The organism is Billgrantia hypersalina, from assembly GCF_052584175.1.
The window spans coordinates 67,422-91,289 of record NZ_JBMIQI010000003.1 but is presented as its reverse complement, the minus strand read 5'-3'; the positions used below and the strand labels follow the sequence as shown (position 1 = coordinate 91,289).

At 65.1% G+C, this 23,868-nt stretch carries 26 protein-coding genes; 17 read left to right on the top strand and 9 right to left on the bottom strand.

Going from position 1 to position 23,868, the window contains the following annotated elements:
* Positions 1–107: 107 nt before the first annotated feature.
* The gene (locus ACOJCM_RS01380) at positions 108–1,046 is read right to left on the bottom strand and encodes a sodium-dependent bicarbonate transport family permease (protein WP_445210265.1); all 939 of its coding nucleotides are present in this window, start codon (positions 1,044–1,046) and stop codon (positions 108–110) included.
* A 132-nt stretch (positions 1,047–1,178) separates the two neighbouring features.
* Between ACOJCM_RS01380 and ACOJCM_RS01375 the strand changes: the two genes are divergently transcribed.
* Positions 1,179–2,147: a LysR family transcriptional regulator gene (locus ACOJCM_RS01375; protein ID WP_445210264.1), complete on the top strand. Its 969-nt coding sequence runs from the start codon at positions 1,179–1,181 to the stop codon at positions 2,145–2,147.
* On the opposite strand, the gene ACOJCM_RS01370 is transcribed toward ACOJCM_RS01375, so the two are convergent.
* Positions 2,144–3,607 carry a sodium/glutamate symporter gene (locus ACOJCM_RS01370; RefSeq protein WP_445210263.1) on the bottom strand — a complete coding sequence of 488 codons (1,464 nt, stop codon included), beginning with the start codon at positions 3,605–3,607 and terminating at the stop codon, positions 2,144–2,146. The two genes, ACOJCM_RS01375 and ACOJCM_RS01370, sit on opposite strands and share 4 nt — an antisense overlap.
* Positions 3,608–3,789: 182 nt before the next feature.
* Here ACOJCM_RS01370 and corA point away from each other — a divergent pair, with 182 nt between their 5' ends.
* The 3 genes from corA to yddG are packed head-to-tail and all read left to right on the top strand — an operon-like array spanning position 3,790 to position 6,605.
* A complete protein-coding gene (gene corA / locus ACOJCM_RS01365; RefSeq protein WP_445210262.1) occupies positions 3,790–4,875 on the top strand; it encodes a magnesium/cobalt transporter CorA in 1,086 nt (361 codons plus the stop codon).
* 21 nt (positions 4,876–4,896) lie between these two features.
* On the top strand, positions 4,897–5,682 hold the full coding sequence (locus tag ACOJCM_RS01360) for a helix-turn-helix domain-containing protein (RefSeq protein ID WP_445210261.1): 786 nt from the start codon (positions 4,897–4,899) through the stop codon (positions 5,680–5,682).
* A 41-nt stretch (positions 5,683–5,723) separates the two neighbouring features.
* Positions 5,724–6,605, top strand: coding sequence for an aromatic amino acid exporter YddG (gene yddG / locus ACOJCM_RS01355; protein ID WP_445210260.1), 882 nt, complete (start codon positions 5,724–5,726; stop codon positions 6,603–6,605).
* Between the two features lie 3 nt (positions 6,606–6,608).
* Here yddG and ACOJCM_RS01350 read toward each other — a convergent pair whose 3' ends face one another.
* Positions 6,609–7,700, bottom strand: a complete 1,092-nt coding sequence (locus ACOJCM_RS01350; RefSeq protein WP_445210259.1) for a patatin-like phospholipase family protein — start codon at positions 7,698–7,700, stop codon at positions 6,609–6,611.
* 193 nt (positions 7,701–7,893) lie between these two features.
* Between ACOJCM_RS01350 and ACOJCM_RS01345 the strand changes: the two genes are divergently transcribed.
* Complete coding sequence (locus tag ACOJCM_RS01345) at positions 7,894–8,079, top strand: hypothetical protein (RefSeq protein ID WP_445210258.1); 186 nt, start codon at positions 7,894–7,896, stop codon at positions 8,077–8,079.
* Positions 8,080–8,186: 107 nt separating this feature from the next.
* Here ACOJCM_RS01345 and ACOJCM_RS01340 read toward each other — a convergent pair whose 3' ends face one another.
* Both ACOJCM_RS01340 and ACOJCM_RS01335 read right to left on the bottom strand, forming a co-directional pair.
* Positions 8,187–8,312, bottom strand: a complete 126-nt coding sequence (locus ACOJCM_RS01340; RefSeq protein WP_445210257.1) for a hypothetical protein — start codon at positions 8,310–8,312, stop codon at positions 8,187–8,189.
* Positions 8,309–9,517 carry an MFS transporter gene (locus ACOJCM_RS01335; RefSeq protein WP_445210256.1) on the bottom strand — a complete coding sequence of 403 codons (1,209 nt, stop codon included), beginning with the start codon at positions 9,515–9,517 and terminating at the stop codon, positions 8,309–8,311. Before ACOJCM_RS01335 ends, ACOJCM_RS01340 begins: the two co-directional genes overlap by 4 nt.
* Positions 9,518–9,678: 161 nt before the next feature.
* Between ACOJCM_RS01335 and ACOJCM_RS01330 the strand changes: the two genes are divergently transcribed.
* From ACOJCM_RS01330 to ACOJCM_RS01275, 12 genes are all read left to right on the top strand, one after another.
* Positions 9,679–9,858: a hypothetical protein gene (locus ACOJCM_RS01330; protein ID WP_445210255.1), complete on the top strand. Its 180-nt coding sequence runs from the start codon at positions 9,679–9,681 to the stop codon at positions 9,856–9,858.
* A gap of 111 nt (positions 9,859–9,969) precedes the next feature.
* Complete coding sequence (locus tag ACOJCM_RS01325; protein WP_445210254.1) at positions 9,970–10,251, top strand: hypothetical protein; 282 nt, start codon at positions 9,970–9,972, stop codon at positions 10,249–10,251.
* 96 nt (positions 10,252–10,347) lie between these two features.
* Positions 10,348–11,127: a helix-turn-helix domain-containing protein gene (locus ACOJCM_RS01320; RefSeq protein ID WP_445210253.1), complete on the top strand. Its 780-nt coding sequence runs from the start codon at positions 10,348–10,350 to the stop codon at positions 11,125–11,127.
* A gap of 103 nt (positions 11,128–11,230) precedes the next feature.
* On the top strand, positions 11,231–12,304 hold the full coding sequence (gene dctP / locus ACOJCM_RS01315) for a TRAP transporter substrate-binding protein DctP (protein ID WP_445210252.1): 1,074 nt from the start codon (positions 11,231–11,233) through the stop codon (positions 12,302–12,304).
* A gap of 75 nt (positions 12,305–12,379) precedes the next feature.
* Positions 12,380–12,940, top strand: coding sequence for a TRAP transporter small permease (locus ACOJCM_RS01310; protein WP_445210251.1), 561 nt, complete (start codon positions 12,380–12,382; stop codon positions 12,938–12,940).
* Complete coding sequence (locus tag ACOJCM_RS01305; RefSeq protein WP_445210250.1) at positions 12,937–14,214, top strand: TRAP transporter large permease; 1,278 nt, start codon at positions 12,937–12,939, stop codon at positions 14,212–14,214. The genes ACOJCM_RS01310 and ACOJCM_RS01305 overlap by 4 nt, the downstream gene beginning before the upstream one ends.
* 26 nt (positions 14,215–14,240) lie before the next feature.
* Positions 14,241–15,275 (top strand): histone deacetylase family protein, encoded by a 1,035-nt coding sequence (locus ACOJCM_RS01300; protein ID WP_445210249.1) that lies wholly within the window; start codon positions 14,241–14,243, stop codon positions 15,273–15,275.
* A gap of 72 nt (positions 15,276–15,347) precedes the next feature.
* Positions 15,348–15,704, top strand: coding sequence for a RidA family protein (locus tag ACOJCM_RS01295; protein WP_445210421.1), 357 nt, complete (start codon positions 15,348–15,350; stop codon positions 15,702–15,704).
* Position 15,705: 1 nt separating this feature from the next.
* Complete coding sequence (gene lhpI / locus ACOJCM_RS01290) at positions 15,706–16,647, top strand: bifunctional Delta(1)-pyrroline-2-carboxylate/Delta(1)-piperideine-2-carboxylate reductase (RefSeq protein WP_445210248.1); 942 nt, start codon at positions 15,706–15,708, stop codon at positions 16,645–16,647.
* Positions 16,644–17,762, top strand: coding sequence for a class II histone deacetylase (locus tag ACOJCM_RS01285; protein ID WP_445210247.1), 1,119 nt, complete (start codon positions 16,644–16,646; stop codon positions 17,760–17,762). The genes lhpI and ACOJCM_RS01285 overlap by 4 nt, the downstream gene beginning before the upstream one ends.
* 14 nt (positions 17,763–17,776) lie before the next feature.
* Complete coding sequence (locus ACOJCM_RS01280; RefSeq protein WP_445210246.1) at positions 17,777–18,745, top strand: branched-chain amino acid transaminase; 969 nt, start codon at positions 17,777–17,779, stop codon at positions 18,743–18,745.
* A 93-nt stretch (positions 18,746–18,838) separates the two neighbouring features.
* The gene (locus tag ACOJCM_RS01275) at positions 18,839–19,855 is read left to right on the top strand and encodes an Lnb N-terminal periplasmic domain-containing protein (RefSeq protein WP_445210245.1); all 1,017 of its coding nucleotides are present in this window, start codon (positions 18,839–18,841) and stop codon (positions 19,853–19,855) included.
* Between the two features lie 201 nt (positions 19,856–20,056).
* On the opposite strand, the gene ACOJCM_RS01270 is transcribed toward ACOJCM_RS01275, so the two are convergent.
* The 4 genes from ACOJCM_RS01270 to ACOJCM_RS01255 all read right to left on the bottom strand — a co-directional run bounded on the left by ACOJCM_RS01270 (position 20,057) and on the right by ACOJCM_RS01255 (position 23,651).
* Positions 20,057–20,791, bottom strand: coding sequence for an RNA methyltransferase (locus tag ACOJCM_RS01270; protein ID WP_445210244.1), 735 nt, complete (start codon positions 20,789–20,791; stop codon positions 20,057–20,059).
* Between the two features lie 112 nt (positions 20,792–20,903).
* Positions 20,904–22,547, bottom strand: a complete 1,644-nt coding sequence (groL, locus tag ACOJCM_RS01265; RefSeq protein WP_445210243.1) for a chaperonin GroEL — start codon at positions 22,545–22,547, stop codon at positions 20,904–20,906.
* A 59-nt stretch (positions 22,548–22,606) separates the two neighbouring features.
* Positions 22,607–22,900 carry a co-chaperone GroES gene (locus ACOJCM_RS01260; RefSeq protein ID WP_104204123.1) on the bottom strand — a complete coding sequence of 98 codons (294 nt, stop codon included), beginning with the start codon at positions 22,898–22,900 and terminating at the stop codon, positions 22,607–22,609.
* Between the two features lie 226 nt (positions 22,901–23,126).
* Positions 23,127–23,651 (bottom strand): FxsA family protein, encoded by a 525-nt coding sequence (locus ACOJCM_RS01255; protein ID WP_445210242.1) that lies wholly within the window; start codon positions 23,649–23,651, stop codon positions 23,127–23,129.
* Positions 23,652–23,868 lie beyond the last annotated feature (217 nt).

The window sequence follows — 23,868 nt, the reverse complement described above, 5'->3', positions numbered from 1 at the left end:
GGTACAAGACTAGGCGAGGTTGACGTTAACGTAAAGTGCAGCCTCGGGACGTGCGACGAATGTCGAAGAAAGATGCCACCGGCCCTGGGCCGGTGGCTTGGACTGGCTCAGCTCATGAGCAGAGTGAGCTTGTGGTAGAGAGGAATCCCAATCAACACGTTCAGAGGAAAAGTGAAGCCGAGGGAGGCCAGCATGGCCAGGCCGATGTTGGCTTGGGGAATGGCGGTGCGCATGGCGGCCGGCGCGGCGATGTACGACGCACTGGCGGCGAGTGCCGTGAGAATCATCAGCGAGCCGGTGGGCAGTCCCAACAGCAGGCCGACCGACAGGCCGGCCATCGCCAGGCAGAACGGCGCCACCAGGGCGAAGGTGAGAAGACGCCAGTGGAACCAGGGAATGGGGCGCAGGGTTTCCGCCGCGGTCAGGCCCATTTGGAGCAGGAACAGGGCCAGCACGGCGTGGAAGGCGCCCATCAGCAGGTCGGTGACGTCGGCACCTTCCGCCGGACCGTACATGGCACCGATCACCGCCCCGCCTGCCAGCAGGATCACGCCGCGGTTGGTCAGCGTCTCGTGCCAGATGCCCTGCATCGCTTCGCCGGAGCCCTTGCCGGCATGGCGACGGTAAAGCGCAATGGCGACCATGATCGCCGGCAGTTCCATCATCACCAGGTAGAGCGTGACCTCGGCGCCGATGGGCAAGGCGCGGCTCTCGGCAAAGGCCAGCGCCACGGCAAAGGTGCCGGCGCTCACCGAGCCGTAGTGAGCGGCTACGCTGGCGCTGTCGGCGGGTGAGAGCCGTACCAGGCGGCGCAGCACTGGCATCAGGACCAGCGGGATCAACCCCCCCAGTGCTGCCACGGCGAGCAGTTCCGGTATCAGGGACCAGTGGAGATTGCCGTACAGCGACATGCCGCCCTTGAGGCCGATGGTCAGCATCAGCAGCAGGCTCAGGGTGTCGTAGGCGGCCTTGGGAATGGTCAGGTCGGACTTCACGATGCCGGCAAGCAGGCCGAGCAGAAAGAACATCACAACGATGTCGGGCATGAGACTCCCTTCTTCTAATGATGCAATGGCAGGGTAGTCGCGGATTGTGAAGATTGCGTGGTATGGATTCCAATTGAATCTAAGCCTTCCTACAATAGGCGATTCTCTATGTCGACTGCCTCGGAGCCACCAATGAACGTGCGCCACCTGACGTTTCGCTTGCTGCAAGTGTATGTCGCCGTGGTACGCAGTGGGTCGGTCAGCGAGGCCGCACGCCAGCTCCACCTGACCCAGCCGACCGTCTCCCAGCAGCTCAAGCGCTTGAGCGAAGCGGTAGGTGAGCCGCTGCTGACCGTGCGCCAGGGGCGGCTGGTCTTGACGGAGGCGGGGCGGGAGCTCTACCGGGCCAGTCGCGAGGTGCTGGGCCGGTTCGACGATTTTCAGGATTACCTCGCGGCGCTGCGAGGCGGTGAGCGGGGGCGCTTCAGCATTGCCCTGGTCAATACCGCACAGTATGTTCTGCCGCGGCTGCTCGGGCCCTTCAGCCAGGCCTTTCCCGAAGTCGACGTGACCCTGCACATCGGCAACCGCCGCCAGATGCTCACGCGCTTCGAGCGCCAGGATGATGACCTGTATGTCTTCAGTCATCCGCCGTCGCTGGTACATGCCCTGGCGGGCCGTTTCCTGCGTAACCCCTTGGTGGTCGTGGCGCCCCAGGCCCATCCCCTGGCGCATCGCGAGCGCATCGCCATGAGCGAACTGATGGGCGAGCGCTTCCTGCTGCGCGAGCCGGGCTCCGCGACGCGCATGATGTTCGAGGGCTGGCTGCAGGAGCACGGCCTGTCGCTGGGTCCGACCCTGCAAATGGCCAGCAACGAGGCGATTCGCGTTGGCGTGGGGGCCGGCATGGGGCTGGCGGTGCTCTCCGAGCACGTGCTGCCGCCCGAGCACCCTGACATCGCCATCCTGCCGGTGGTCGATTTCCCTATCGAGAGCCACTGGCAGTTCATCGTGCGCCGCGACCGCCGCTTGCCTCACGCCGCGCAGGGTTTCCTCGGCTTTGCCGCGGGGCACCTCGACGAATGCGTGGAGCCGCGGTTCGTGGCCAATGAACTACGTACCTTGCTGGAGCGGCTGGAGGCTTCGCCACTGGAGGTCTAGCCTCGTCCGTCCGTCCACCTGCCACGCCCCCGTTCGGGCACCAGGCGGCCGAAATAGAGCAGCCCGAAGGCCAGCCAGGCCACGGTGAGCACGAGGGTCAACCCGAGCACGGTGACGGCGCCGAACTCGGCGATCAGCGGGACCGAGGCGGCGGTGAACAGGCCGCCGCCGACCACGGGCTCGAACATCAGCTGCTTGTAGCCGAAGCTCTCGAAGGCGCCGGAGCGATTTTTCGGGTCGGCCATGCGCATCAGCAGCAGGCCGGTGACCGTCACCCCCATCGACTGGCCGAAGTCGCCGATGCCGCGTTCGAACCAGTTTTCGGGAATCACTCGGGGCGCGATCACGATCAGCACGAACAGGCACCAGGCGATGCCGGCCACTGCCAGCAGCAGGAACGGTACGAGGTATTCGCCCAGCGCGGTGAGCGAAAGCGTGGCCAGCGCCGCCACGATGGTGAAGTCGAGTGCGGTACCGGCGATGCGCGACATGGTGCGGCTCGAGACGTGCGGCTCGAGGCCGAAACGAGTCACGCAGAGCTGCACGATCACGCCGCCGATCATGGCGATGGGAAACAGGGGGACGTGGGCCAGGACCTCGAGCCCGTCATCCTGGGCCCAGGTCTGCTGTTCGATCCATTGCAGGGCGCTGAGGATCAGCCAGCCGATGACGATGGCAATGCCGACCAGTCCGATGTGCAAACTCAGCGGATCGGCCGTTTCCTCCTCTTGGGCGAGCTGCTTCTTGAACTCGCTGTAGTCCTCGGTGGAGGGGCGTTCGTTCTGCTCGGCCTCCTCCTGTTCCCGGCCATTTGTCGCCTTGCTTTTCTCTTCCAGCGTGACGACGCCGCGCCGCGCGGCCACGTTGATCATCAGGGTGCCGATCAGCACGCCCGAGACGATGCCTATGGTGGCCAGGCCCAACGCCAGATCGGCGCCTTCCTCGAAGCCCAGCTCGGCGAAGGTATCCGCCATGCCGGCTGCCGTACCGTGGCCCCCTTCGAAGCCGATCTCGATCAGGGCGCCGGCCATGGGGTTCATGCCGAAGACGGGGGCGAGCACCAGCAGCGCCAGCGAGAGCCCGACCACATACTGGCCCCAGGCCATGGTCTGGCCGACCACGACCTGTGGGCCGGCACGCAGCCAGATGGTGCGCAACCCAGGAATGGGGCGGCCGATGAACAGCGCTGCGAACACGACGTTGATCAGCAAGCCGGGAAGGGCGGCCCAGCTTTCGTGGATGAAGACAGGGAACATGCCGGCCGGTTCGGCGTAGGGCAGGTTCACGACCTGGCCGAGTGCGTCGGGTCCGAGCAGCAGCAGGATCAGGCCGGCAATGACGGAGCTGGGCAGAAACAAGCGCCGCAGCATGGCGGAATGGAAAAGAATGGCATTGCTTGCCAGCAGTGCCAATGCGAGCAGCATCAGCGCGACGAAAAGTTCACCTACCGTGAGCGACATGACCGGCTCCCTCCCTGGGCTGTCTGGCTTCCGTTTCACTCGTTTCAGCGTAGACGAATCCCGCCTCTGGCCCGTGCTGTGCGGCCAGACCCGCCGCGTCGCCACGGCAGGGCCTGGGAAAGATGCGCCGCATGGCCGGCGCGTGCCAGTATGTGCGGGATCGAATAGTCAGGATGCGCTTCATGACCCGTTTGTTCAGGAAACACTACCATCCGGCTGGCACGGCGCCAGGCACCCTGCGTGAGCTGTCGCTGGAACAGGCGGGCCTGCTCGGCCCCGCCACGTTCAACCTGGCCCGCCGCGAGTCGGGGCGTTGGGGCGGGATGCAGGAGATACCGGTAGAAGAGATCCCCCAGGCGGCCGCGGAGGGCCCGCTGTGCTGGCTGCACGTGCAGGGGCTGCCTCACGCCGAGGAACTCGAACTGCTCGGCGAGCGGGTGGGCCTGCATCCGCTCGCCCAGGAGGACATCCTCAACGGCGGCCAGCGGCCCAAGGTCGAGCGTTTCGACGACGCACTGGTGGTCATCCTCGGCATTCCCGAGCTCGACGCAGAGGGCGACCTCCACCTTTACCAGCTCTCGCTGTTCATGGGAGCCAATATCGTCGTCAGCGTGATGGGCGAGACCCTGGATCCCTTCGTGGTTTTCCGGCGCCGCCTCAAGGAGAGCGGAGGGCGCGCCCTGGGCGAGCCCGATGACCTGCTTTACGGCATGCTCGATGCCGCCGTCGACCATGCCTTTCCGGTACTCGACAGCGTCGGCGAGCGCATCGAGGAGCTGGAGAACGAGATCCTCGATCGTCCTGACAGCTCGACGCTGGAACGCCTGCATGGGCTGAAGCGCGAGCTGATCATGCTGCGCCGCTACCTCTGGCCCACCCGTGAGGTCATCAACCAGCTGCTGCGCGACCATAACGACCTGTTCACGCCCGATACCCGGTTGTGGATGCGCGATGTCTACGACCACACCGTTCAGGTGATCGACCTGGTGGAGAGTTACCGCGACATGACGGCGAGCCTGCTCGATGTCTATCTTTCCAGCATGAGCCACCGGCTCAACGAGAGCATGCGTACCCTGACCCTCATTGCCACCATCTTTATGCCGCTGACCTTCATCGCCGGCGTGTACGGCAAGAACTTCGAGAATCCCGACAGCCCCTTCGCCATGCCCGAGCTCGGCTGGTACTGGGGCTATCCCATGGTATGGGGCGTGATGATCTTGATGGCCATCGGAATGGTGGTGTGGTTCAAGCGCAAGCGCTGGTTCTAGGTGCCTTAGGAGTGCGCCGCCATGAATTACCCCCTCGTCGAGGTGCGTGATTATCCCGACCGCGTCTTGACCGACCGCCGCGACTTTCACCAGCTGTTGCTGGGTCTCGACGGTGCACTGGAGCTCGAGTCGGCCGGCCGGCTGGTGCATGTGACCCGTGGCGTCCTGACGCCGGTGACCAGTGGCGAGACTCATCACTATCTGGCGCCGTGTGACAACCGCGTGCTGGTGCTCGACCTGCCCGAGTCATGGTGTGAAGCGCTGGCCTTCGAGGGGCTGTTCGACGGGCAGGCGCGGCGTCTGCCCGAGCCATTGATCGCTTGCGTGCCGAAACTGGCGGCAGAGACGCTGGAAAGAGAGGAGCGGGACGGCGCGGGACTGCTGTTGGCTAGCTGGTTGCAAAGAGCGCTAGCCTCAGGCGGTCGACGTGCCCGGTCGCCTCGGCTGAGGTTGCTCGAGCTTTTGCCGGCCATGCGCGCTGACCTGGCGCATCCCTGGCGCGTTACCGAGATGGCCCGGCGTTGCCACTTGGCCGACGCCGTCTTTGCGCGGCAATTCCGCGCCCTGACCGGTCTTTCCCCGCACGAATGGCTCGTGCGCGAGCGGTTGGTGCGCGCCCGGGATTGGCTGCAGGCAGGCAACGCCCCGCTGACGGAAATCGCCCACGCCTGCGGTTTCGCCGATAGCGCCCATTTCTCGCGCAGCTTTCGGTGCAGGCACGGTGTCTCACCGAGCGAATGGCGCCGGGCGTCGGCGGGCAGCCAGTCACAAAGACGTCAGGATTCGACAAGCTCCGCCGTTCAATGATGCGCATGCTGCGGGCTCGACATCGCTGACGAGGCCACCACATGTCCGCCCTGACCCGAAACCAGGCGACCATCATCGGCGCCACCACCGTGCTCAACTGGTCGCTGCTCGCCACCTTGACCCAGCTCTCCGGTCCGGTGCCACCGTTCCTGCTTACCGGGCTGGCCTTCGGACTCGCCTTCCTGTGCTTTCTTGCCTGGAGCTTCGTCCGTCGGGAGTCGCTCCTCGCCCCGCTGCGCCAGACGCCTTCCGTATGGGCGCTGGGTGTCGGCGGGTTGTTCGGCTATCACGCGCTTTACTTCGTCGCCCAGCAGAACGCACCGCCGGCCAACGCGGGTTTGATCAGCTATCTCTGGCCGCTGCTCATCGTGCTGTTTGTTGGCTTGCTGCCGGGAGAGCGGGTGTTACCTCAGCATGTCGTCGGCGGGCTGCTGGGCTTCGGCGGTGCGGCGCTGCTGATTGGCGGCGATCTGGGGAGTGGTGGCGGCGTGTTGGGCTATGGGGCGGCCTTCGCCTGTGCCCTGGTCTGGAGCGGCTATTCGGTGCTTTCGCGAGCCAATAAGGCGGTGCCGACCTCAGCCGTGGGAGGATTTTGCCTGGTGACGGCGCTGCTGGCCTTCGCTTGTCATGCCCTGTTCGAAAAGTCGAGCTGGCCCCAGGGGAGCCAGTGGCTGGGCGTGGTAGGCCTCGGCCTGGGGCCGGTGGGTAGCGCCTTCTTCACCTGGGATGTCGGCGTCAAGCACGGCGACCTGCAGCTGCTCGGGCTGCTGGCCTATGCCACGCCGCTGGTCTCCACCGTGGTGCTGGTAGTGGCCGGCTATGCCGAGGCCACGCCGCTGCTGGCTTTGGCGGCTGGCGTGATCACCCTCGGCATGCTGGTCGGCAGTGGCGCCTTCACCCAACGCACGCCTGCCCCCGCGTGACGCTCAAGACTCGCCCCCGCCGTGCTTCTTCGGAGCGCGGCGTCCCGGGGTGGCGGCGAGCGGGCGGAATTCTTCGCCGAACACGGCATTGAGGTCGAAAGTGGAGTGCTTGCCGATGGCATCGAGGTTTTGCTCGAGCCACTGATCTGCCCAGCCGCGCCCTTGGCGATAGAGTCGCGAGACGAAGTCCCACTGCGCATTGAGCTTGCTCGAGGCGGAGAGCTGCTCCACCTCCTGCTCGGCGTGGATCAGGTGCAGGCGCATGGAACGGTAGCGCTCCACCTCGAGGCCCTCGGCATCGATCAACTGCTGCAACAGCTGGATACTGCGCAGCTCCTTGATCAGGCTCGAATTGAACGTAATCTCGTTGATGCGATTGACGATATCGCGGGCACTGTCGGGCAGTCGGCGTCGCTCCAGCGGGTTGACCTGGACCACCACCAGGTCCTGGCAATCGAGATTGTCGACCAATGGGAATAGCGCCGGGTTGCCGCTGTAGCCGCCGTCCCAGTAGGCCTCGCCGTCGATCTCGACTGCCGGGAACATGAACGGCAGGCAGGCCGAGGCCATGACCGTGTCCACCGTGATATCCGGTTGCTGGAAGATCTTGGCGCGTCCGGTGCGTACGTTGGTGGCGGTCACGTACACCTGGGTCCTGCGGCAGGCGTTGACCCGATCGAAGTCGACCAGCTTGCAGACAAGGTCGCGCAGGGGGTTGAAGCCCATGGGGTTGAGCTTGGCCGGCGCGATGAGCTGGGTCAGGCTCTCGAACATCAGGTAGCTGGGCGAGTAATCGAGACTGCCGGTACCGGTCAGCCAATCCCAGGGCGTGGGCTGGATGGGCGAGAAGCGCGCCGCATCACTGACCTCACGCCAGAAATGGTGAAGCGCCTCGCGGGCGCCTTCGCGGCCACCGCGGTGAAGGCCATCCGCCAGGACCACGGCATTCATTGCTCCGGCGCTGGTGCCACTGACGCCGTCGATCTCCAGCCCTTCCTCTTTCAACAGCCGATCGAGCACGCCCCAGGTCAGCGCGCCGTGAGAGCCGCCGCCCTGAAGTGCGAGGTCGATGTGCTTGCAATCTTCCTTGGGCATGCCAACTCCTGCGTCTTGGATATTGCATTGCAGTGTAGGAGGCACAAGCGGCCCTCGCCTACTTCGGATGCCAGGTGGCCTTGTGCTGCGTTGGCATCTAAGGGCCTTGTACTAAAGTCTAAGAGTGTGGATAATATGAAAAATGCTTCCACAAACGTACCGGAGGCGGTCTCTCAAGGAGCCGTAACGAGCCATGACCACACTGCGTTTCTCCACCATCTGGGATCTTCCGCTGGTTATCCGCCGCGAGGCTGAGGCGACCCCGGCCGCACCGGCTGCCGAACGCTTCCTGACCATCTGGGACAGCCCGCGTCCGCGTCGCAGCAAGTCTGCCGAAGGCAAGCGCGCCTCACGCAAGCTGAGCAAGTTCTATATCTGATCCTGGCGTGCCCGCCAGTAGCGCAACGGACGCAAGATAGCCAAGCGCCCATGCCGGGAAACCGGCATGGGCGCACTTGCTTCTGGTGGCCTGAAGGGTTCAGTCCGTCAGCACAGCCGGGAACCGAGCAGCAGCAGGGAGGCGTCGGCGTTCTGCCAGCCCCACCAGGCCAAAGCCAAGGCGCCGCCCAGCGCCAGCAGGGCGGCGAGTTTACATGTTGGGATTCGGCTCATGTCGGGGTTCCCTGAACCGCGTGGCGCTCGATCGGCGCCTCGCTGATGAACCAGTGAAGCAGGGCCGCCGCCACCGAAAGCAGGATGGCGAGTTTCCACACCACATCGTAGTCGCCGTGCAGGTCGTAGAGCATGCCTCCCAGCCACACCCCGGTGAACGAGCCGAGCTGGTGGAAGAGGAAGACGATGCCCCCGAGCATGGAGAGGTGGCGAACGCCGAACACCGCGGCCACGATGCCGTTGGTCAGCGGTACCGTGGAGAGCCACAGCAGGCCGATGGCGATACCGAACAGGTAGGCGCTGGCGGGGCTCAGCGGCAGGAACACGAAAGCTGCGATCACCGCTCCGCGCGCAAGGTAGAGCCAGCTGAGTAGGCGCGGCTTGGAGTAGAGCCCGCCCAGCCAGCCGGCAGCATAAGTGCCGAAGATGTTGAACAGGCCCACCAGGGCCAGGGTGGTACTGCCCACCTGCACGGCCAGGCCGTTATCGAACAGGTAACCGGGCAGGTGTACGCCGATGAATACCACCTGGAAGCCGCAGACGAAGAAGCCCAGGCACAGCAGCCAGAAGCCGCGATGACCGGCGGCCTCGTCCAGCGCACCGCGCAGCGAAAGTTCCGTCGCCTGGCGCGCCGAGGGTCGATCCTTCAGCATGGCGCCGAGCGGTACCATCATAGCGGCCAGGGCGCCCATCGCCAGCAGTGCGGCGGACCAGCCAAGCCAGCCGAGCAGGCCCAGGGTGCCCGGCAGCATGGCGAACTGGCCGAACGAGCCCGCCGCGCTGACGATGCCCATGGCCATGCTGCGTTTTTCGGGCGCTACCGCGCGGCCCACGGCACCGAGAATCACCGAGAAAGTCGTGCCCGAAAGCCCCAGGCCGATCAGCAGCCCGGCGGAGAGCGACATGCCCAGCGCCGATTCGGAAAGCCCCATAAAGAGGAGGCCGAGAGCATAGAGGGCGCCACCGGCGGTCACCACGCGGGCCGCACCAAAGCGATCGGCCAGGGCACCGGTGAAAGGCTGCGAGAGGCCCCAGATGAGATTCTGCAACGCCAGGGCGAAGGCGAATACTTCGCGCCCCCAGCCCAGTTCGCTGCTCATCGGCTCGAGAAACAGGCCGAAACCGTGGCGTAGCCCCATGGCCAGCGAAATGACCAGGCTGCCAAGCAGGATCAGCAGCAGCGAATGGCGACGAAGGGCGTCCATGATACGTTCCAGTTTGCAGCCTAATGAACCCGCAATATCGCGCTTTACCGCGCTCTCGGCAATGTCGCCGTTCAGCGACTCGCCTGTAGCCGTCACGCCACAGGTGTAAAGTGGCTGAACTTCGCTATCATGAACAGTGTTCGACTACATGGAGATACGTCATGTCACGACGTCTGTTGTTACCGTTACTCATCCTCCTGTCTGCCATTCTGGTGGCGGGGTGCAGCTACCAGCCGGCACGCATCAAGTCGGAGCCGCTGGTGGTCATCGACGATGGGCGTGGCGGCCACCACGGCGGGGGCTTCTGTCCTCCTGGCCAGGCGAAGAAAGGCCGCTGCTGAGAGCAAGCGACATCATCGAGGTACGCTAGACGAAGAAAAGGGCCGTAGCGGCAACGACGCCGCATGGGAAACGAAAGGAGCGTCACGACACCGCCCTGCGAGGTATACGCCATGAGAATGTCCCTGCGATTGGTCACCCTGGCTTTCCTGCCTGTCATGCTGATGGTCTCCGGCTGCAGCTATTCACCGGCGCGCGTTACGCCCGAGCCCTTGGTCGTGGTGGATGGCAGCCATCGGCATTATCACGAAGGCAAGCACCGCCATCGTCACTATGACGATCATTATCATGATCGCCGCCGCTACGACGGCTACCGGTACCATGACCGTCGTCATGCCGACCGGCGACGCGGACGCTTCTGTCCGCCGGGGCATGCCATGAAAGGCAACTGCTGATACGAACACCTGCAGCGGGCCGTGACGGTTTCGTCTTGGCTGATGTCGGAGTAGGGTAGAGGGTATCCCTGACTGAACGGACCCCAAGAAACCGTCATGGCTCTTCTCGACCTGCGCACCTCCAACCTGGGGCAGGAGCACGTCGCACATGCGCATTCGCACCATCAGCTGATACTGGCGACCTGCGGCACCACCGAACTCACCATCGAAGGTATCGGCGACCGTGTCACCGGAGGTCGCGGTTGCCTGATCCCGTGCGCGCATCATCACGAATACCAGGGCGACGGGCGCAACCGGACGCTCGTGCTTGACGTCTCGCTCGCGGCCCTGGGCGACCTGCACGATGGCGATGGCCTGCAACGGCTGTTCGATCGCCCGCGTTTCTTTCCCGTATCGAGCCGCCTCAATCACCTTGCCGTCACGTTGATGTCGCAGCTCGAGCAGTTCCCGGCGCTACATAGCGAGATCGCCGCCTTGCTGCTGCGAGCGCTCTATCTCCAGCTCGAGGATGAGCTGCCAGGCCCGCCATCCGCTTTTTCCCATGGCCGTCGCGCTAGCGAGCGCATCGATCTCGAGCGTCTCGATGCCTGGATCGACCGTCACCTGGCCGACGAGATCCGGGTCGACCAACTGGCGGCGCGTTGTGCACTGAGCCCGGGCCATTTCCATGCCCTGTTCCGCGACCTGACCGGTGTCACGCCACTGGCCCATGTCCAGCGGCGCCGGCTGGAACATGCGCGGGCGCTGGTTCGCCACAGCGGCCTGAGCCTGGGGCACATCGCCACGCTGGTCGGTTTCCGCGACCAGGGAAGTTTCAGCCGCGCCTACCGGCGCCAGTTCGAGATGTCTCCCTCCACCGAGCGTCGCGATTACTGAGCCTGGGGCAAGAAGACGCGAGTCAGGGGCAAGCGCTGTACCAGCCAGCGTTCTAGGCTAACCGGGAGGAACCCACAAAAGCACAATCATAACGAGGTGGATCATGACTCCGAAGCCGCTGACCCGTCTGGCAGCGCTTGCCGCATTGCCGTTGGCCGTCGCCAGTGCCAACGTTCAGGCCCAATCCCACGAAATGGCCATCGCCACCCTCTTGCCCGAAGACATGGGCAACAACGAGGTCTATCCCGCCCTGGTGCACTTCAAGAATCTGGTCGAGACACGCACGGACGGCGAGGTGGAGGTGGTGATCTTCGCCGGCGGCCAGCTCGGCTCCGAGGTGGAGACGGCCTCGGAAGTACAGGGCGGGCGAACGCTGCAATCGACGATCATCACCACGGGGGCGATGTCCTCCTTCTACGACGACTACCAGCTTATGACCGCGCCGTTCCTGTTCGACAACTGGCGCCAGGCCTGGACCTTCTTCGATAGCGAGTGGTTCGCCGACTTCATGTCCGGCACCATCGAGGAAGCCAACATGCGCTACCTGGGTACCTTCGACGACGGCGGCGGCTTCGTGGCATTCACCAACAACGAGCGACTGATCGAGACGGTCGAGGACCTGGAAGGCCTCAACATCCGCACCGAGGAGAACCCGGGGCACGTCGCGATCATGAAGGCGCTGGGCGCCTCGGCCACGCCGCTGCCCTGGGGCGAGCTGATCACGGCGCTGGAGACCGGCCTGGCCGACGGCCAGTTCAATGCGCCGGTGCTCAACGTCACCTTCAATTTCGATGAAGTGACCGACTACACCACGCTCACCGGCCACGTCTACAACAGCGCCGCCTGGCTGATCAGCGAGGATTGGTTCCAGGAGCTGAGCGAGGAGCATCAGGCCGCCATCGTCACCTCGGCGCGCGAAGCCATCGAGCTCTCCCACGGCATGTCGGGGGCGCTGGCCACCGCCAGCTGGGAGGAGTCCTGCGAGCGTTTCGAGGCGTGCTACATCATGCCTTCCGAGGAGCGCGAGCGCATGGCGGAGATCGCTCGCCCGGCGTGGAAGGAGTGGATCGTCGACGACTTCGGCATCGAAGCCGAGCAAGTGGATGCGTTTCTCGAGGAGGTCGCCCGGGTGGGCGAGGAAGTGGCCGAGACGGACGTGTCGGTCTACGGCCGGTAACGTACGGTTCGCTTGCATGCTCAACGTCACCCCTCGGCCGGCACGGCCGACCGAGGGTCCCTTCGAGGCTATCCGATGCAACTCCTCCGGCCCCTGCGCCGCCTGAGCGACACGGTCAACCAGGCGGCGATCGTGATGTGCGTGGCCTGCGTGCTGATCATGCTGGGCATCTCCTTCACGGCGTTTCTCTACAAGCTGGCCACCGGCAGCTCGCTGAGCTGGACCTATTCGCTGGCGCGGCTCTTTCTGCCCTGGATCGGCTTTCTCTCCATGACCATCTCGCTGCGCTACGGTGAGCACGTGGCCATGACGCTGCTGGTGCGCAGCCTGCCGCGGGCACTGTTGCAGCTAGCCGCCGGCCTGTGTCTGGCCGTGATCGGCCTGTTCGGTGCGCTGCTGCTCTGGTACGGCTGGGATTATTTCCTCGGCGCCACCCAGGTGTACATGGTGTCGGATCGTATCCAGATCCCCGGCAAGTTCACCGCCATCGTGATGCCCCTCAGCGGTGCCATCATCCTGCTCCACCTGGTGCAGGGTTTCGCCTTGCTCGAACACTTCATCGACGACGAGTCGGCCATCGACGAGCTGATCGAGACCCTCGATACCGAGACTGCCGAAGCGGAGGAGCGCGCATGACGCCTGCCATCGTCACCTTCGTCGTCCTGCTGCTGATCGGTGCGCCCGTCGCGGTGGTGATGGCGCTTTCCGGCCTGGCCGGCGGCTACGCCATGGGCGGCGAACGCATGCTCGGGATCATTGCCGACCGCATGTTCTCCGGCGTTTCGGGCTTCCTGCTGATCGCCGTTCCTTATTTCATCTTCACCGCCGAACTGATGAACCAGGGCGGGTTGACCCACAAGCTGATCGCCTTCAACAACGCCCTGTTCGGGCGCGTTCGTGGGGCGCTCTCCCACGTCAACGTCTCGGTGTCGGTGTTCTTCGCCGGCCTGACCGGCGCGGCGATCACCGACACCGTGGCCATAGGCAAGATCATGATCCCCGAGATGAAGCGTCAGGGCTACGACGCCGAGTACGCGGCGGCGATCACCGCCTGTTCGTCGATCATCGGGCCCATCATTCCGCCCAGCGTGGTGATGGTGGTCTATGCCACGCTGCTGCGCGACATCTCGGTGATCGACCTGTTCGCCGGCGGCATCGTGCCGGGGCTGCTGATGGCGCTGGCGCTGCTCGGGGTCAGTTTCACCCTGGCCTGGAAGCGCGGGTACCCCAAGCAGACGCCGACGCCTTTCAAGGTGGCCTTGCTGTCGTTTCTGGCAGCCCTGCCGGCGATGATCGTGCCGCTGATCATCCTGGGCGGCATTCTCTCGGGCCTGACCACCATCACCGAAGCGTCCGGCTTCGCCGCGGTCTACGCTATTGCCATCGGCGTGCTGTTCTACCGCAACCTCAGCTGGCGAAAGATCTGGCACTCGCTGGTGGTGACGGTGCGCTTCTCCGGGGTGGTGTTCTTCCTGCTCGCCACCTCGGCGGTGCTGGGCTGGTTCGTGACGCGCTCGGGCATTGCCCGCGACGCTGCGGGGCTGATCACTTCCTTCAGCGATTCGGCTTTCCTGCAGCTGATGATGGTTTGCCTGCTGCTGATCCTGATCGGTACCGTGATGGACGTGCTGCCGGCGCTGGTGGTCGTGGCACCGGTGCTGGTGCCGGCGATGATCCAGCTTGGCTTCGACCCGCTACATTTTGCCATCCTGATGATCGTGGTGCTCAATATCTCCAATGTGACGCCACCGGTGGGCATGACCCTGATGACGGCGGCCCGCATCGCCAACGTGCCCTATGAGCGGGCGATCCTCGCCTCGCTGCCGTTCTACGTGGCCTTCCTGGCGGTGATCGTGCTGCTCGCGGCCTTCCCGGCACTTTCAACCTGGATCCCCTCACTGCTCGACTGAGGAAAGTGAATGCAAGGACCGACACGATGAAGCTCTTCTATCATCCCGACCAGGGGTACCATGCGCCTGGCTCCTTCCTGGTGCGTGGTCAGCTGACTTCCTCGCCCGAGGGACCGGTGCGCGCCGAGCTGCTGGCCGAGGGCCTGGCCGCGGCAGGCCTTGCCCTGCGCGAGCCCGAGTCGGTCGACACCCCGTTACTGCGCAGCCGGCTGGCCCGGATCCACACGCCGCGCTACCTGAGCTTTCTCGAGACCATCCATGCCCGCTGGCGCGAATTACCGGGGGCTTCCGAGCTGGTGATGCCCAACATCCATCCTTGCGGCGGCGGGCACCACTACCCCCGCCATCCGGTGGGGCAGGCCGGCTGGCACCTGCACGACATGGCATGCCCCATCGGCGCGGACAGTTTCCGCGGCATCCTGGCAAGCGCCGCCACGGCCCAGGCGGCGGCCGAGGCGCTGCTCGGCGGCCATGGCACCACTTATGCGCTGTGCCGGCCGCCGGGTCACCATGCCGGACCGGACCGGGCGGGAGGCTTCTGCTTCCTCAACAACTCGGCGCTGGCGGCCACGGTGCTGCGCGAGCAGTTCTCGCGGGTTGCGATCCTCGACGTCGACCTCCACCACGGCAACGGCACCCAGGATATCTTCTACTACCGGGGCGATGTCTTGACCGGTTCGCTGCACGTGGACCCGAGCGACTTCTATCCCTTCTTCTGGGGCGGTGCCAACGAGGAGGGCATGGGCGAGGGGCTCGGTGCCAACGTCAACCTGCCGCTGCCATTGGGCAGCGACGGTGCCGCCTTCCTCGAGGCGCTGGAGATACTCATCGCCCGCATGGAGGCGTTTCGGCCCGAGGCGGTCGTGATCGCCCTGGGGCTGGATGCCCACCGCGACGACCCGCTGGCGGGCATGACCCTCGAAACCGCAGACTTCGAGGCGGTGGGGCGCCGGCTGGGACGCCTGGCCCAACCGGCCGTGCTGGTGCAGGAGGGCGGTTACCCTACCGAGCATCTGGGCGATAACCTCGCCGCCTTCATGCATGGCTTTACCGGCGGCTGACGCCACACGCCTGCCATGCGCGTTTCGCCGGTTTCACTTACCTCTTCAACGAGAGAGAACGACATGATCGACATGACCATCAAGTACCATGAAAGCAATGCCCGCATGAGCCAGATCGCCGTACATAACGGCACCGTCTACCTGGCCGGCCAGGTGCCGAGCGACGCTACCGCCGACATGCGTGGACAGACCGAGCAGGTGCTGGCGCGCATCGACGAATTGCTGGCCCAGGCCGGTACCTCGAAGGGCAACCTGTTGTCGGCCCAGGTCTGGGTAACCGACATGGCGGAGTTCGACGAGATGAACGCAGCCTGGGAGGCCTGGATCGTGCCCGGTCGCCCGCCGGTGCGCGCCGCTCTCGAGGCCAAGCTGGCCAAGCCCGAATGGAAGGTCGAGATCATGGTGGTCGCGGCCCTGCCGGAGGCCTGAGATGCGTATCGTCACCGCCGAGGAAGTCGCCGGCGCACTGCCCTGGCCGGCGCTGGTCGAGCGCCTGGCCATGACGTTCCGCGAGGGCGTGGAATCGCCGCCGCGCCACCACCACGCCATGCATCGTCCCGATGGTGAGGCCACCATGCTGCTGATGCCGGCCTGGGAGCGAGCCGGCTACATCGGCGTGAAGATGGTCAACGTCTTCCCGCAGAACGCCGACCACGGCCTGCCGGCCATTTCCGGCCTCTACCTGCTCAGCGAGGGCGCCCACGGGCGTCCATTGGCTTGCCTCGATGGCAGCGAACTGACGCGACGGCGCACCGCGGCGGCGTCGGCCCTGGCGGCCCGCGAGCTGGCCAGGGACGACGCCGAGACCCTGCTGGTGGTGGGAACCGGCAAGCTGGCGCCCATGGTGATCGAGGCGCATGCCGCGGTTCGCCCGATCAAACGCGTGCGTGTCTGGGGGCGTAATCTTGAAAAGGCACGCCAGGTAGCCGCCGGCTATGCCGGCCGCTTCGACTGCGAGGCGGTAGCGTCGCTGGAAGCGGCCGCGCGCGAAGCCGATGTGATCAGCTGCGTGACGCTCTCCACCGAGCCATTGATACGCGGCGAGTGGCTCGCGCCCGGCACCCATCTCGACCTGATCGGCGCGTTTCGTCCCACGATGCGCGAGAGCGACGCCGAATGCCTACGGCGTGGCGAAGTGTTCGTCGATACCTATGCCGGCGCACGTGGCGAAGCGGGTGACATTCACCAGGCCATCGATGAGGGAGCGTTCGACTTCGACGACATCGCCGCCGAACTGGCGGAGCTGGTGCGCGGCGACAACCCCGGACGCACTTCGGCCGAGGCGATCACTGTGTTCAAGTCGGTGGGTGCTTCGCTCGAGGACCTGGCGGCGGCCATCGAGGTATGGGAGCAGCTGGAGGCGCGTTCATGAGGGAGAGTGGCGGGACCGGTTTCTTCTGGCATGAGCGCTGCTTCTGGCACGACCCCGGCGCCATCGGCGTGTTTTCGGGGCCCGGGGAATTCCTGCAGCCCCAGCCCGCCTCGGAAAGTCCGGAGAGCAAGCGGCGGCTCAAGAACCTGCTGGAGGTGTCCGGGCTGATCGATGAGCTCGACGTGCGCAAGGCGCCGCCGGCCAGCCGCGAGGATCTGGCACGCTTTCACACCGGCAGCTACCTCGATGGGCTCGAGGAGGGCGACCGTGCCCAGGGCGGCGACGCCGGTGAATGCGCTCCCTACCGGCCGGGCAGCCTGGCCGCCGCGCGCCAATCGGCGGGGCTCGCGCTCGCTGCGGTAGAAGCGGTGGCCAGCGGCGATCTGCACAACGCCTACGCCCTGTGTCGTCCGCCGGGGCATCATGCCGAAGCCGACCGGGGCCGCGGCTTCTGCCTGCTGGGCAACATTCCGGTGGCGGTGATGCGGGCCCGGGCGCTGAGGCAAGTCAAGCGTGTGGCGATCCTCGACTGGGACGTGCACCACGGTAATGGCCAGCAAACGGCCTTCTACGACGACCCGGAAGTGTTTACCGTTTCGATTCACCAGGCCGGTAACTATCCGCTGGACAGCGGTGAATTCGACGAGCTGGGCGAGGGAGCGGGCTTGGGGGCCAACCTCAACCTGCCGCTGCCGCCCGGCAGCGGTATCGGTGCCTATCGCTACGCCATGCAGGAACTGGTACTGCCCGCCCTCGGCGGCTTCGCTCCGGACCTGATCGTGGTGGCTTGCGGCTATGATGCGTGCGGCAAGGATCCGCTGGGCAAGATGATGCTCAACAGTGCGGCCTTCGCCGCCATGACGCAGCAGCTCAAGGCACTCGCCGAGCGCATCAGCGACGGCAAGCTGGTCATGATCCACGAGGGCGGCTACTCGGAGGGTTACGTACCGCTGTGCGGCCATGCCGTGATCCAGGCCTTGGCGGGTAGCGCTATCCAGGTGCCCGACCCGCAGAACGACGAGATCGCCGCCTGGGCCTACCAATCGCTGCAGCCCCATCAGCGCGCCTTGATCGACGGCTGGCGCGACGAGTGGCTGCGTGTTGCTCCCCTTTGATCGACGAGGATCCCATGACTCCGCTCTACGCTAGAGATGGTCGGATATGGCGTGATGGCGAGTGGTTGCCCTGGCGCGAGGCGCAAATCCATCTGCTGACTCACACCCTGCACTACGGCATGGGCTGCTTCGAGGGCGTGCGTGCCTATGCCGGCCCGCGGGGAACGCACCTGTTCCGTGTGGCCGAGCATACCCGGCGCCTGCTCGACAGCGCCCACGCCCTGGACATGCCGGTTGATTTCGATGCCGCTCAGCTGATCGAGGCCCAACGCCAGTGCCTGGTGCGTAACGAACTGAGCAACGCCTACCTCAAGCCGACGGTCTTCTTCGGTGCCGAAGGGCTTGGCCTGCGCGCGAAGGGGCTCACCGTGCATGCGATGATCGCCGCCTGGGATCTGGGCGACTACATCTCGCCGGAGGCCGCTTCCATCGGCCTGCGGGCCTTGACCTCCTCCTGGGCGCGGCACCACGTCAACATCAGCCTGTGCCGGGCCAAGACCAACGGCCACTACGTCAACTCCATCCTGGCGCTCAATACCGCGGTGAAGGCGGGCTTCGACGAGGCGATCATGCTCGATCCCGAGGGCTACGTGGCCGAGGCTTCGGCGGCGAACGTCTTCCTGCTGCGTGATGGCGTATTGCACACGCCGGAGGTGACCTCGTGCCTGCAGGGCATCACCCGCGACAGCGTGATCCACCTGGCCCGGGAGGTGCTCGGCATCGAGGTACGCGAGCGGCGCATCACCCGCGATGAGCTCTACACCGCCGACGAGGCGTTCGTGACCGGTACCGCTGCCGAGATACTGCCGCTGCGCGAGCTCGACGGGCGCCACATCGGGGCACGGGCCGGCGCGCCCCGCCCGGGGCAACCGATCGACGAAGACTCCGTGACGGCGCGGCTACAGCGGCTTTATCGCCAGGTGACACGAGGGGAGCTGGAAGGCGACCTGGCCGCATTTGGAGGATGGCTGACTCCCGCTTGACGGTAGACCCTGAGCCCGGCTCCTGGGCATCCGGATGCGCAAGGCCGTGGTGGGGCTGTTACCATGGCCGCACCTCGGACGAAGTGGATTGAGATGGCTCAGGTAATCGCAGGTTTCGTCGTTAGCACCGCCCTGGCCCTGACCATGGCGTGGGGAGCCGCCGCGCTGTGGTTTCGGCTGCCCGGCTCAAGGCCCAAGCGACGGCTGGTCGTCGCCGGCTGGCTGGTGCTCGCCGTGGTGCTGTCCCTGCTGGGTACGCAGGGGTGGTGGCTGGCGAACGTGGGGCAGTTACTGCTGCTGGTTGCGCTCTTTATCTGGTGGTTTCGGTTGCAGCCGACCCACGACCGGCCCTGGTCGGACGACGTGGCCTACCTGGCCACCGGCGAGGTCCGAGGCAACAGGTTGACGCTGCATCACGTGCGCGATTTCGACTGGCGGACCCGCGACGATGCCGAAGTGCACTGGCAAGCACGCAGCTACGATCTTGATCGGCTCGACTCGGTCGACATGGTCGTCTCCAGCTGGGGGCGGCCGGGCGTCGCCCACGTGATGATTTCGTTCGGCTTCGAGGGCGAGCGCTTCGTGGTCTTCTCGGTGGAGGTAAGGCGCCTCAAGGGCGAGCGCTTCTCCGAAGTGGGCGGCTTCTTCCGTCAGTACGAGTTGGCCATCGTGGCGGCCGAAGAGCGCGATGCGATAGGCCTGCGAACACAGGTTCGCGGTGAGCGGGTCTCGCTGTTCCGGCTGAACATGCCGCTTAGTGCCATGCGCTCCCTGCTGCTGGCCTATGTCGACGAGGCCAATGCGCTATCCGAGTCGCCACGCTTCTACAACACCATCACGGCCAACTGCACCACGCTGATCTTCGCCATGGCGCGCGGTATCGGGGCCCGCTTGCCCTTCGACTACCGCCTGCTGGTGACCGACCGGATGCCGGGTTATGCGTTCAAGGTCGGTGGGCTATGGCCCGGCTACACACTGCCCGAGCTTGAGGAAAGCGGACGCATCGACGAGCGGGCGCGCGAGGCCCACGCCGACCCGGCTTTCTCGCAACGTATCCGCCAGGGCGTGCCGGGCTGGGAGTCGCTGCCCGATCCGCGTCCCGCAAAATAAAGAGCGCCACGGGCGATTGCCTCGTGGCGCAGGTCTCCCTGGGGTGTTCCTCCACACCGCCTTCCCGCACGGGCTTCCTGCCCGTTCGCATCCGTGTCGCAGCTCGACAGTATCCCTTGTCTTTTCCCCGTCGGGGCAGAACCGTTATCGCATTGTCAGGTGACATTGTCATGACGGCGCAGTGAAGCGCGGTCGGTCCGCCTAGTCGCGGGTGGCCGATTCTTCCAGCGAACGCAGCAGGCCCCGCAGCAGCGAGAGCTCCTTGCGGCTGGGTCGCGCTCGGGCGAAAAGGGACTGCAGTTGGGACTCGGTGCGTGCGTGAGGCTGGGTCAGGAAGCCGCTGGCCTGCATCACCCGGCTCAGGTGCTCATGGAAATGTGCGAGCTGCTCGCGGGTCGGCTGGCGCTCCTCGGTGGGGCGCGGCTGGCGAAAGTCGCTCTCGGGGCGCTGGCGCCACGCCTTGAAGGTTTCGTAGGCGAGGACCTGCACCGCCTGGGAGAGATTGAGGATGCCGTAATCCGGGTTGGCCGGAATGCTGACCTGATGGCTACAGCAGCGGATCTCGTCGTTGGTCAGCCCGTAGCGCTCGCGGCCGAATACCAGCGCCACCGGGTCGTCCACGGCATTGGCGATCAGCTCGCGGGCCATTGCCTCGGGCTCGTCGAAGTGGGGTAGGGGCAGGCTGCGCAGACGGGCACTGGCACCCACCACCTGCACGCAGTCTGACACCGCCTCTTCCAGCGATTCGACCACGCGGGCGCCGTCGATCACATCCTCGGCGCCTGCTGCCAGGCGCGAGGCCTCGCTATCGGGAAAGCGGCGGGGGTTGACCAGCACCAGGTCGGTCAGGCCCATGGTCTTCATGGCTCGCGCCGAGGCGCCGATATTGCCGGGGTGATAGGTCTGGACGAGAACGATACGAATATTGGCGAGCATGGGTTGGCTTGCTTGTCGGGAAAAGGGTGATGGTAGCCCAAAAAGCACAAGCCCCGCACGATGGCGGGGCTTGCTCGTTTCTACAGGCCGTAAGGCCTAAGGGTGGGGCTGCTTACATCATGCCGCCCATGCCACCCATTCCGCCCATGCCGCCCATGTCCGGGCCGCCTTCCTTCTCTTCCGGATCGTCGGCGATCATGCACTCGGTGGTGATCATGAGGCCAGCCACGGAACCGGCGGACTGCAGCGCAGAACGGGTCACCTTGGCCGGGTCCAGCACACCCATTTCGAACAGGTCACCGAACTCGCCGGTCTGGGCGTTGTAGCCGAAGTTGCCTTCGCCTGCCTTGACCTCGTTGAGGATCACGGAGGCTTCCTGACCCGCGTTGGTCACGATCTGGCGCAGCGGAGACTCCATGGCACGCAGGGCGATGGCGATGCCGTGGGTCTGGTCCTCGTTATCGCCCTTGAGGTCCTTGATCTTGGTCAGCACACGCACCAGGGCGGTACCGCCACCAGGCACCACGCCTTCCTCGACGGCGGCACGAGTGGAGTGCAGGGCGTCCTCGACGCGAGCCTTCTTCTCCTTCATCTCCACTTCGGTGGCGGCACCGACGCGGATGACGGCAACACCGCCGGCCAGCTTGGCGACGCGCTCCTGCAGCTTCTCGCGGTCGTAGTCGGAGGAAGTTTCCTCGATCTGCGCGCGGATCTGGTTGACGCGGGCCTCGATGTCGCCTTCGTTACCGGCGCCGTCGATGATGGTGGTGTTCTCCTTGGACATGGTGATGCGCTTGGCGCTGCCCAGGTGATCCAGGTTGGCCTGCTCCAGGGTCAGACCCACTTCCTCGGAGATCACGGTGCCGTTGGTCAGGATGGCGATATCCTGCAGCATGGCCTTGCGACGGTCGCCGAAGCCCGGGGCCTTGGCAGCCGCGACCTTGACGATGCCGCGCATGTTGTTGACCACCAGGGTGGCCAGCGCTTCGCCTTCGATGTCCTCGGCGATGATCGCCAGCGGCTTGCCGGACTTGGCAACGGCTTCCAGCACCGGCAGCAGTTCGCGGATGTTGGAGATCTTCTTGTCGACCAGCAGCAGGTAGGGGTCTTCCAGCTCGACCGCCATGGTGTCCTGGTTGGTCACGAAGTAGGGCGACAGGTAGCCGCGATCGAACTGCATGCCTTCCACGACTTCCAGCTCGTCCTCGAAGCCACGGCCTTCGTCGACGGTGATGACGCCTTCCTTGCCCACCTTCTCCATGGCCTCGGCGATGATCTCGCCAATGCGCTTGTCACCGTTGGCCGAGATGGTGCCGACCTGGGCGATGGCCTTGGAATCGGTGCAGGGCACGGCCAGGGCCTCGATTTCCTTAACGGCGGCGATGACGGCCTGGTCGATGCCGCGCTTGAGATCCATCGGGTTCATGCCCGCGGTCACGCCCTTCATGCCCTCGGTCACGATGGACTGGGCCAGCACAGTGGCGGTGGTGGTGCCGTCACCGGCGACGTCGGAAGTCTTGGAGGCGACTTCCTTGACCATCTGGGCACCCATGTTCTCGAACTTGTCCTTCAGTTCGATCTCCTTGGCCACGGAGACGCCGTCCTTGGTGACGGTGGGAGCGCCGAAGGATTTCTCCAGAACCACGTTGCGGCCCTTCGGACCCAGGGTGGCCTTTACGGCATTGGCCAGAACGTCAACGCCACGGGCCATGCGCTTACGGGCGTCATCGGAGAACTTGACTTGTTTCGCTGCCATTTTTCGTTACTTCCTGTGAGTTCGTGAACGTATGGGAACGGAGTAAATGCGTGGCGTGTTTAGCCTTCGACCACGGCGAGAATGTCGGACTCGCTCATGATCAGGACTTCCTCGCCATCGATCTTCTGCTTCTCGACGCCAAAGCCTTCCTTGAAAATCACGGTGTCGCCGACCTTGACGTCCAGCGGGCGCACGTCACCGTTGTCGAGAATCCGGCCGTTACCGACGGCGAGCACTTCGCCACGAGTCGGCTTTTCCTGGGCGTTGCCCGGAAGCACGATGCCGCCAGCGGTTTTCTGCTCTTCTTCAACGCGACGGACGACGACGCGATCGTGCAAGGGACGGATGTTCATTGCTCACGTTCTCCTGATGGTCAGTGGTGCCATGCTCCAGCATGGCGGTTCATCACTTCCTTCCAGTCGACCCGGAAGGTGGAGGGCGAGGACGCCTTCCTTGTTGAAGATGCCGAGCTTCGCTCGACATCGTAGCCTGGTGCTGACCGTGAAATGGGGCCGGGCAAATCCCTTTCAAGGGCCAGCGGCAAAAAATTTTCACGCAACGACGCCAGATGAGCTACGCCTACCTCCGCGGCTCGTCGCGGCTGATGAAATCGCCCTCGAGCGGGCGTTCTTCGTTTCCGTCTCGCTGCTGGCCTGTCTCGTGTGAATCGGCCTCGTACGCGTGCTTCCCGTTCGGCCTGGCCTGCTGCCAGTCGTCAGGTTGTCCCGACGGGCCGTGGCGCGGACTACCTTGCAGACGCAGGTTGAGCCGGGCCAAGCCCCTGGCCACCCAGCGGCGGGCGGTGGGAACGATGCATAGCAGGCCCAGTGCATCGGAGAGGAAGCCGGGCGCGAGCAACAGGGCGCCCCCGAAGATCAGCGCGGCACCCGTCAGCAGCTCGTCGGAGGGTAGCTCTCCCTGCGCCAGGCGCTGTTGTGCCCGGGCCAAAGTGGCGGTGCCCTCCCGGCGAATCAGGTGGAGCCCGATGAAGCCGGTGGCCAGTACCAGCAGCAGTGTGGCGAGCAGGCCGATCTGACTGCCGATGGAGAACAGGACGACGAAGTCGAGAAGGGTGAACAGGGAGATGAGCAAGAGCAGGGGCATGTGAACTCCGTACGCGGCGGTTCCTCGTGAAATTGGGGCGGATCGAGATAGTTCAAGCGCCCCGATGCCTGGCCACTCGGCTCGGCCTGCGGTATGGTGCGATGCACAAAATTGTATACGGCACTCAAGATCCGCCGTCCTTGGCCGAAAAACTAGAAACTTGTGCGTTGCGGCACACCCTCTTTGTTTGGCTCGCCGCCGTAGGGGCGATACCACG

Excerpts from the sequence above, each read along its gene's own strand:
- ACOJCM_RS01380 (WP_445210265.1), bottom strand. The coding sequence starts at position 1,046 with ATGCCCGACATCGTTGTGATGTTCTTTCTGCTCGGCCTGCTTGCCGGC.
- ACOJCM_RS01375 (WP_445210264.1), top strand. The coding sequence starts at position 1,179 with ATGAACGTGCGCCACCTGACGTTTCGCTTGCTGCAAGTGTATGTCGCC.
- ACOJCM_RS01370 (WP_445210263.1), bottom strand. The coding sequence starts at position 3,607 with ATGTCGCTCACGGTAGGTGAACTTTTCGTCGCGCTGATGCTGCTCGCA.
- corA (WP_445210262.1), top strand. The coding sequence starts at position 3,790 with ATGACCCGTTTGTTCAGGAAACACTACCATCCGGCTGGCACGGCGCCA.
- ACOJCM_RS01360 (WP_445210261.1), top strand. The coding sequence starts at position 4,897 with ATGAATTACCCCCTCGTCGAGGTGCGTGATTATCCCGACCGCGTCTTG.
- yddG (WP_445210260.1), top strand. The coding sequence starts at position 5,724 with ATGTCCGCCCTGACCCGAAACCAGGCGACCATCATCGGCGCCACCACC.
- ACOJCM_RS01350 (WP_445210259.1), bottom strand. The coding sequence starts at position 7,700 with ATGCCCAAGGAAGATTGCAAGCACATCGACCTCGCACTTCAGGGCGGC.
- ACOJCM_RS01345 (WP_445210258.1), top strand. The coding sequence starts at position 7,894 with ATGACCACACTGCGTTTCTCCACCATCTGGGATCTTCCGCTGGTTATC.
- ACOJCM_RS01340 (WP_445210257.1), bottom strand. The coding sequence starts at position 8,312 with ATGAGCCGAATCCCAACATGTAAACTCGCCGCCCTGCTGGCGCTGGGC.
- ACOJCM_RS01335 (WP_445210256.1), bottom strand. The coding sequence starts at position 9,517 with ATGGACGCCCTTCGTCGCCATTCGCTGCTGCTGATCCTGCTTGGCAGC.
- ACOJCM_RS01330 (WP_445210255.1), top strand. The coding sequence starts at position 9,679 with ATGTCACGACGTCTGTTGTTACCGTTACTCATCCTCCTGTCTGCCATT.
- ACOJCM_RS01325 (WP_445210254.1), top strand. The coding sequence starts at position 9,970 with ATGAGAATGTCCCTGCGATTGGTCACCCTGGCTTTCCTGCCTGTCATG.
- ACOJCM_RS01320 (WP_445210253.1), top strand. The coding sequence starts at position 10,348 with ATGGCTCTTCTCGACCTGCGCACCTCCAACCTGGGGCAGGAGCACGTC.
- dctP (WP_445210252.1), top strand. The coding sequence starts at position 11,231 with ATGACTCCGAAGCCGCTGACCCGTCTGGCAGCGCTTGCCGCATTGCCG.
- ACOJCM_RS01310 (WP_445210251.1), top strand. The coding sequence starts at position 12,380 with ATGCAACTCCTCCGGCCCCTGCGCCGCCTGAGCGACACGGTCAACCAG.
- ACOJCM_RS01305 (WP_445210250.1), top strand. The coding sequence starts at position 12,937 with ATGACGCCTGCCATCGTCACCTTCGTCGTCCTGCTGCTGATCGGTGCG.
- ACOJCM_RS01300 (WP_445210249.1), top strand. The coding sequence starts at position 14,241 with ATGAAGCTCTTCTATCATCCCGACCAGGGGTACCATGCGCCTGGCTCC.
- ACOJCM_RS01295 (WP_445210421.1), top strand. The coding sequence starts at position 15,348 with ATGACCATCAAGTACCATGAAAGCAATGCCCGCATGAGCCAGATCGCC.
- lhpI (WP_445210248.1), top strand. The coding sequence starts at position 15,706 with ATGCGTATCGTCACCGCCGAGGAAGTCGCCGGCGCACTGCCCTGGCCG.
- ACOJCM_RS01285 (WP_445210247.1), top strand. The coding sequence starts at position 16,644 with ATGAGGGAGAGTGGCGGGACCGGTTTCTTCTGGCATGAGCGCTGCTTC.
- ACOJCM_RS01280 (WP_445210246.1), top strand. The coding sequence starts at position 17,777 with ATGACTCCGCTCTACGCTAGAGATGGTCGGATATGGCGTGATGGCGAG.
- ACOJCM_RS01275 (WP_445210245.1), top strand. The coding sequence starts at position 18,839 with ATGGCTCAGGTAATCGCAGGTTTCGTCGTTAGCACCGCCCTGGCCCTG.
- ACOJCM_RS01270 (WP_445210244.1), bottom strand. The coding sequence starts at position 20,791 with ATGCTCGCCAATATTCGTATCGTTCTCGTCCAGACCTATCACCCCGGC.
- groL (WP_445210243.1), bottom strand. The coding sequence starts at position 22,547 with ATGGCAGCGAAACAAGTCAAGTTCTCCGATGACGCCCGTAAGCGCATG.
- ACOJCM_RS01260 (WP_104204123.1), bottom strand. The coding sequence starts at position 22,900 with ATGAACATCCGTCCCTTGCACGATCGCGTCGTCGTCCGTCGCGTTGAA.
- ACOJCM_RS01255 (WP_445210242.1), bottom strand. The coding sequence starts at position 23,651 with ATGCCCCTGCTCTTGCTCATCTCCCTGTTCACCCTTCTCGACTTCGTC.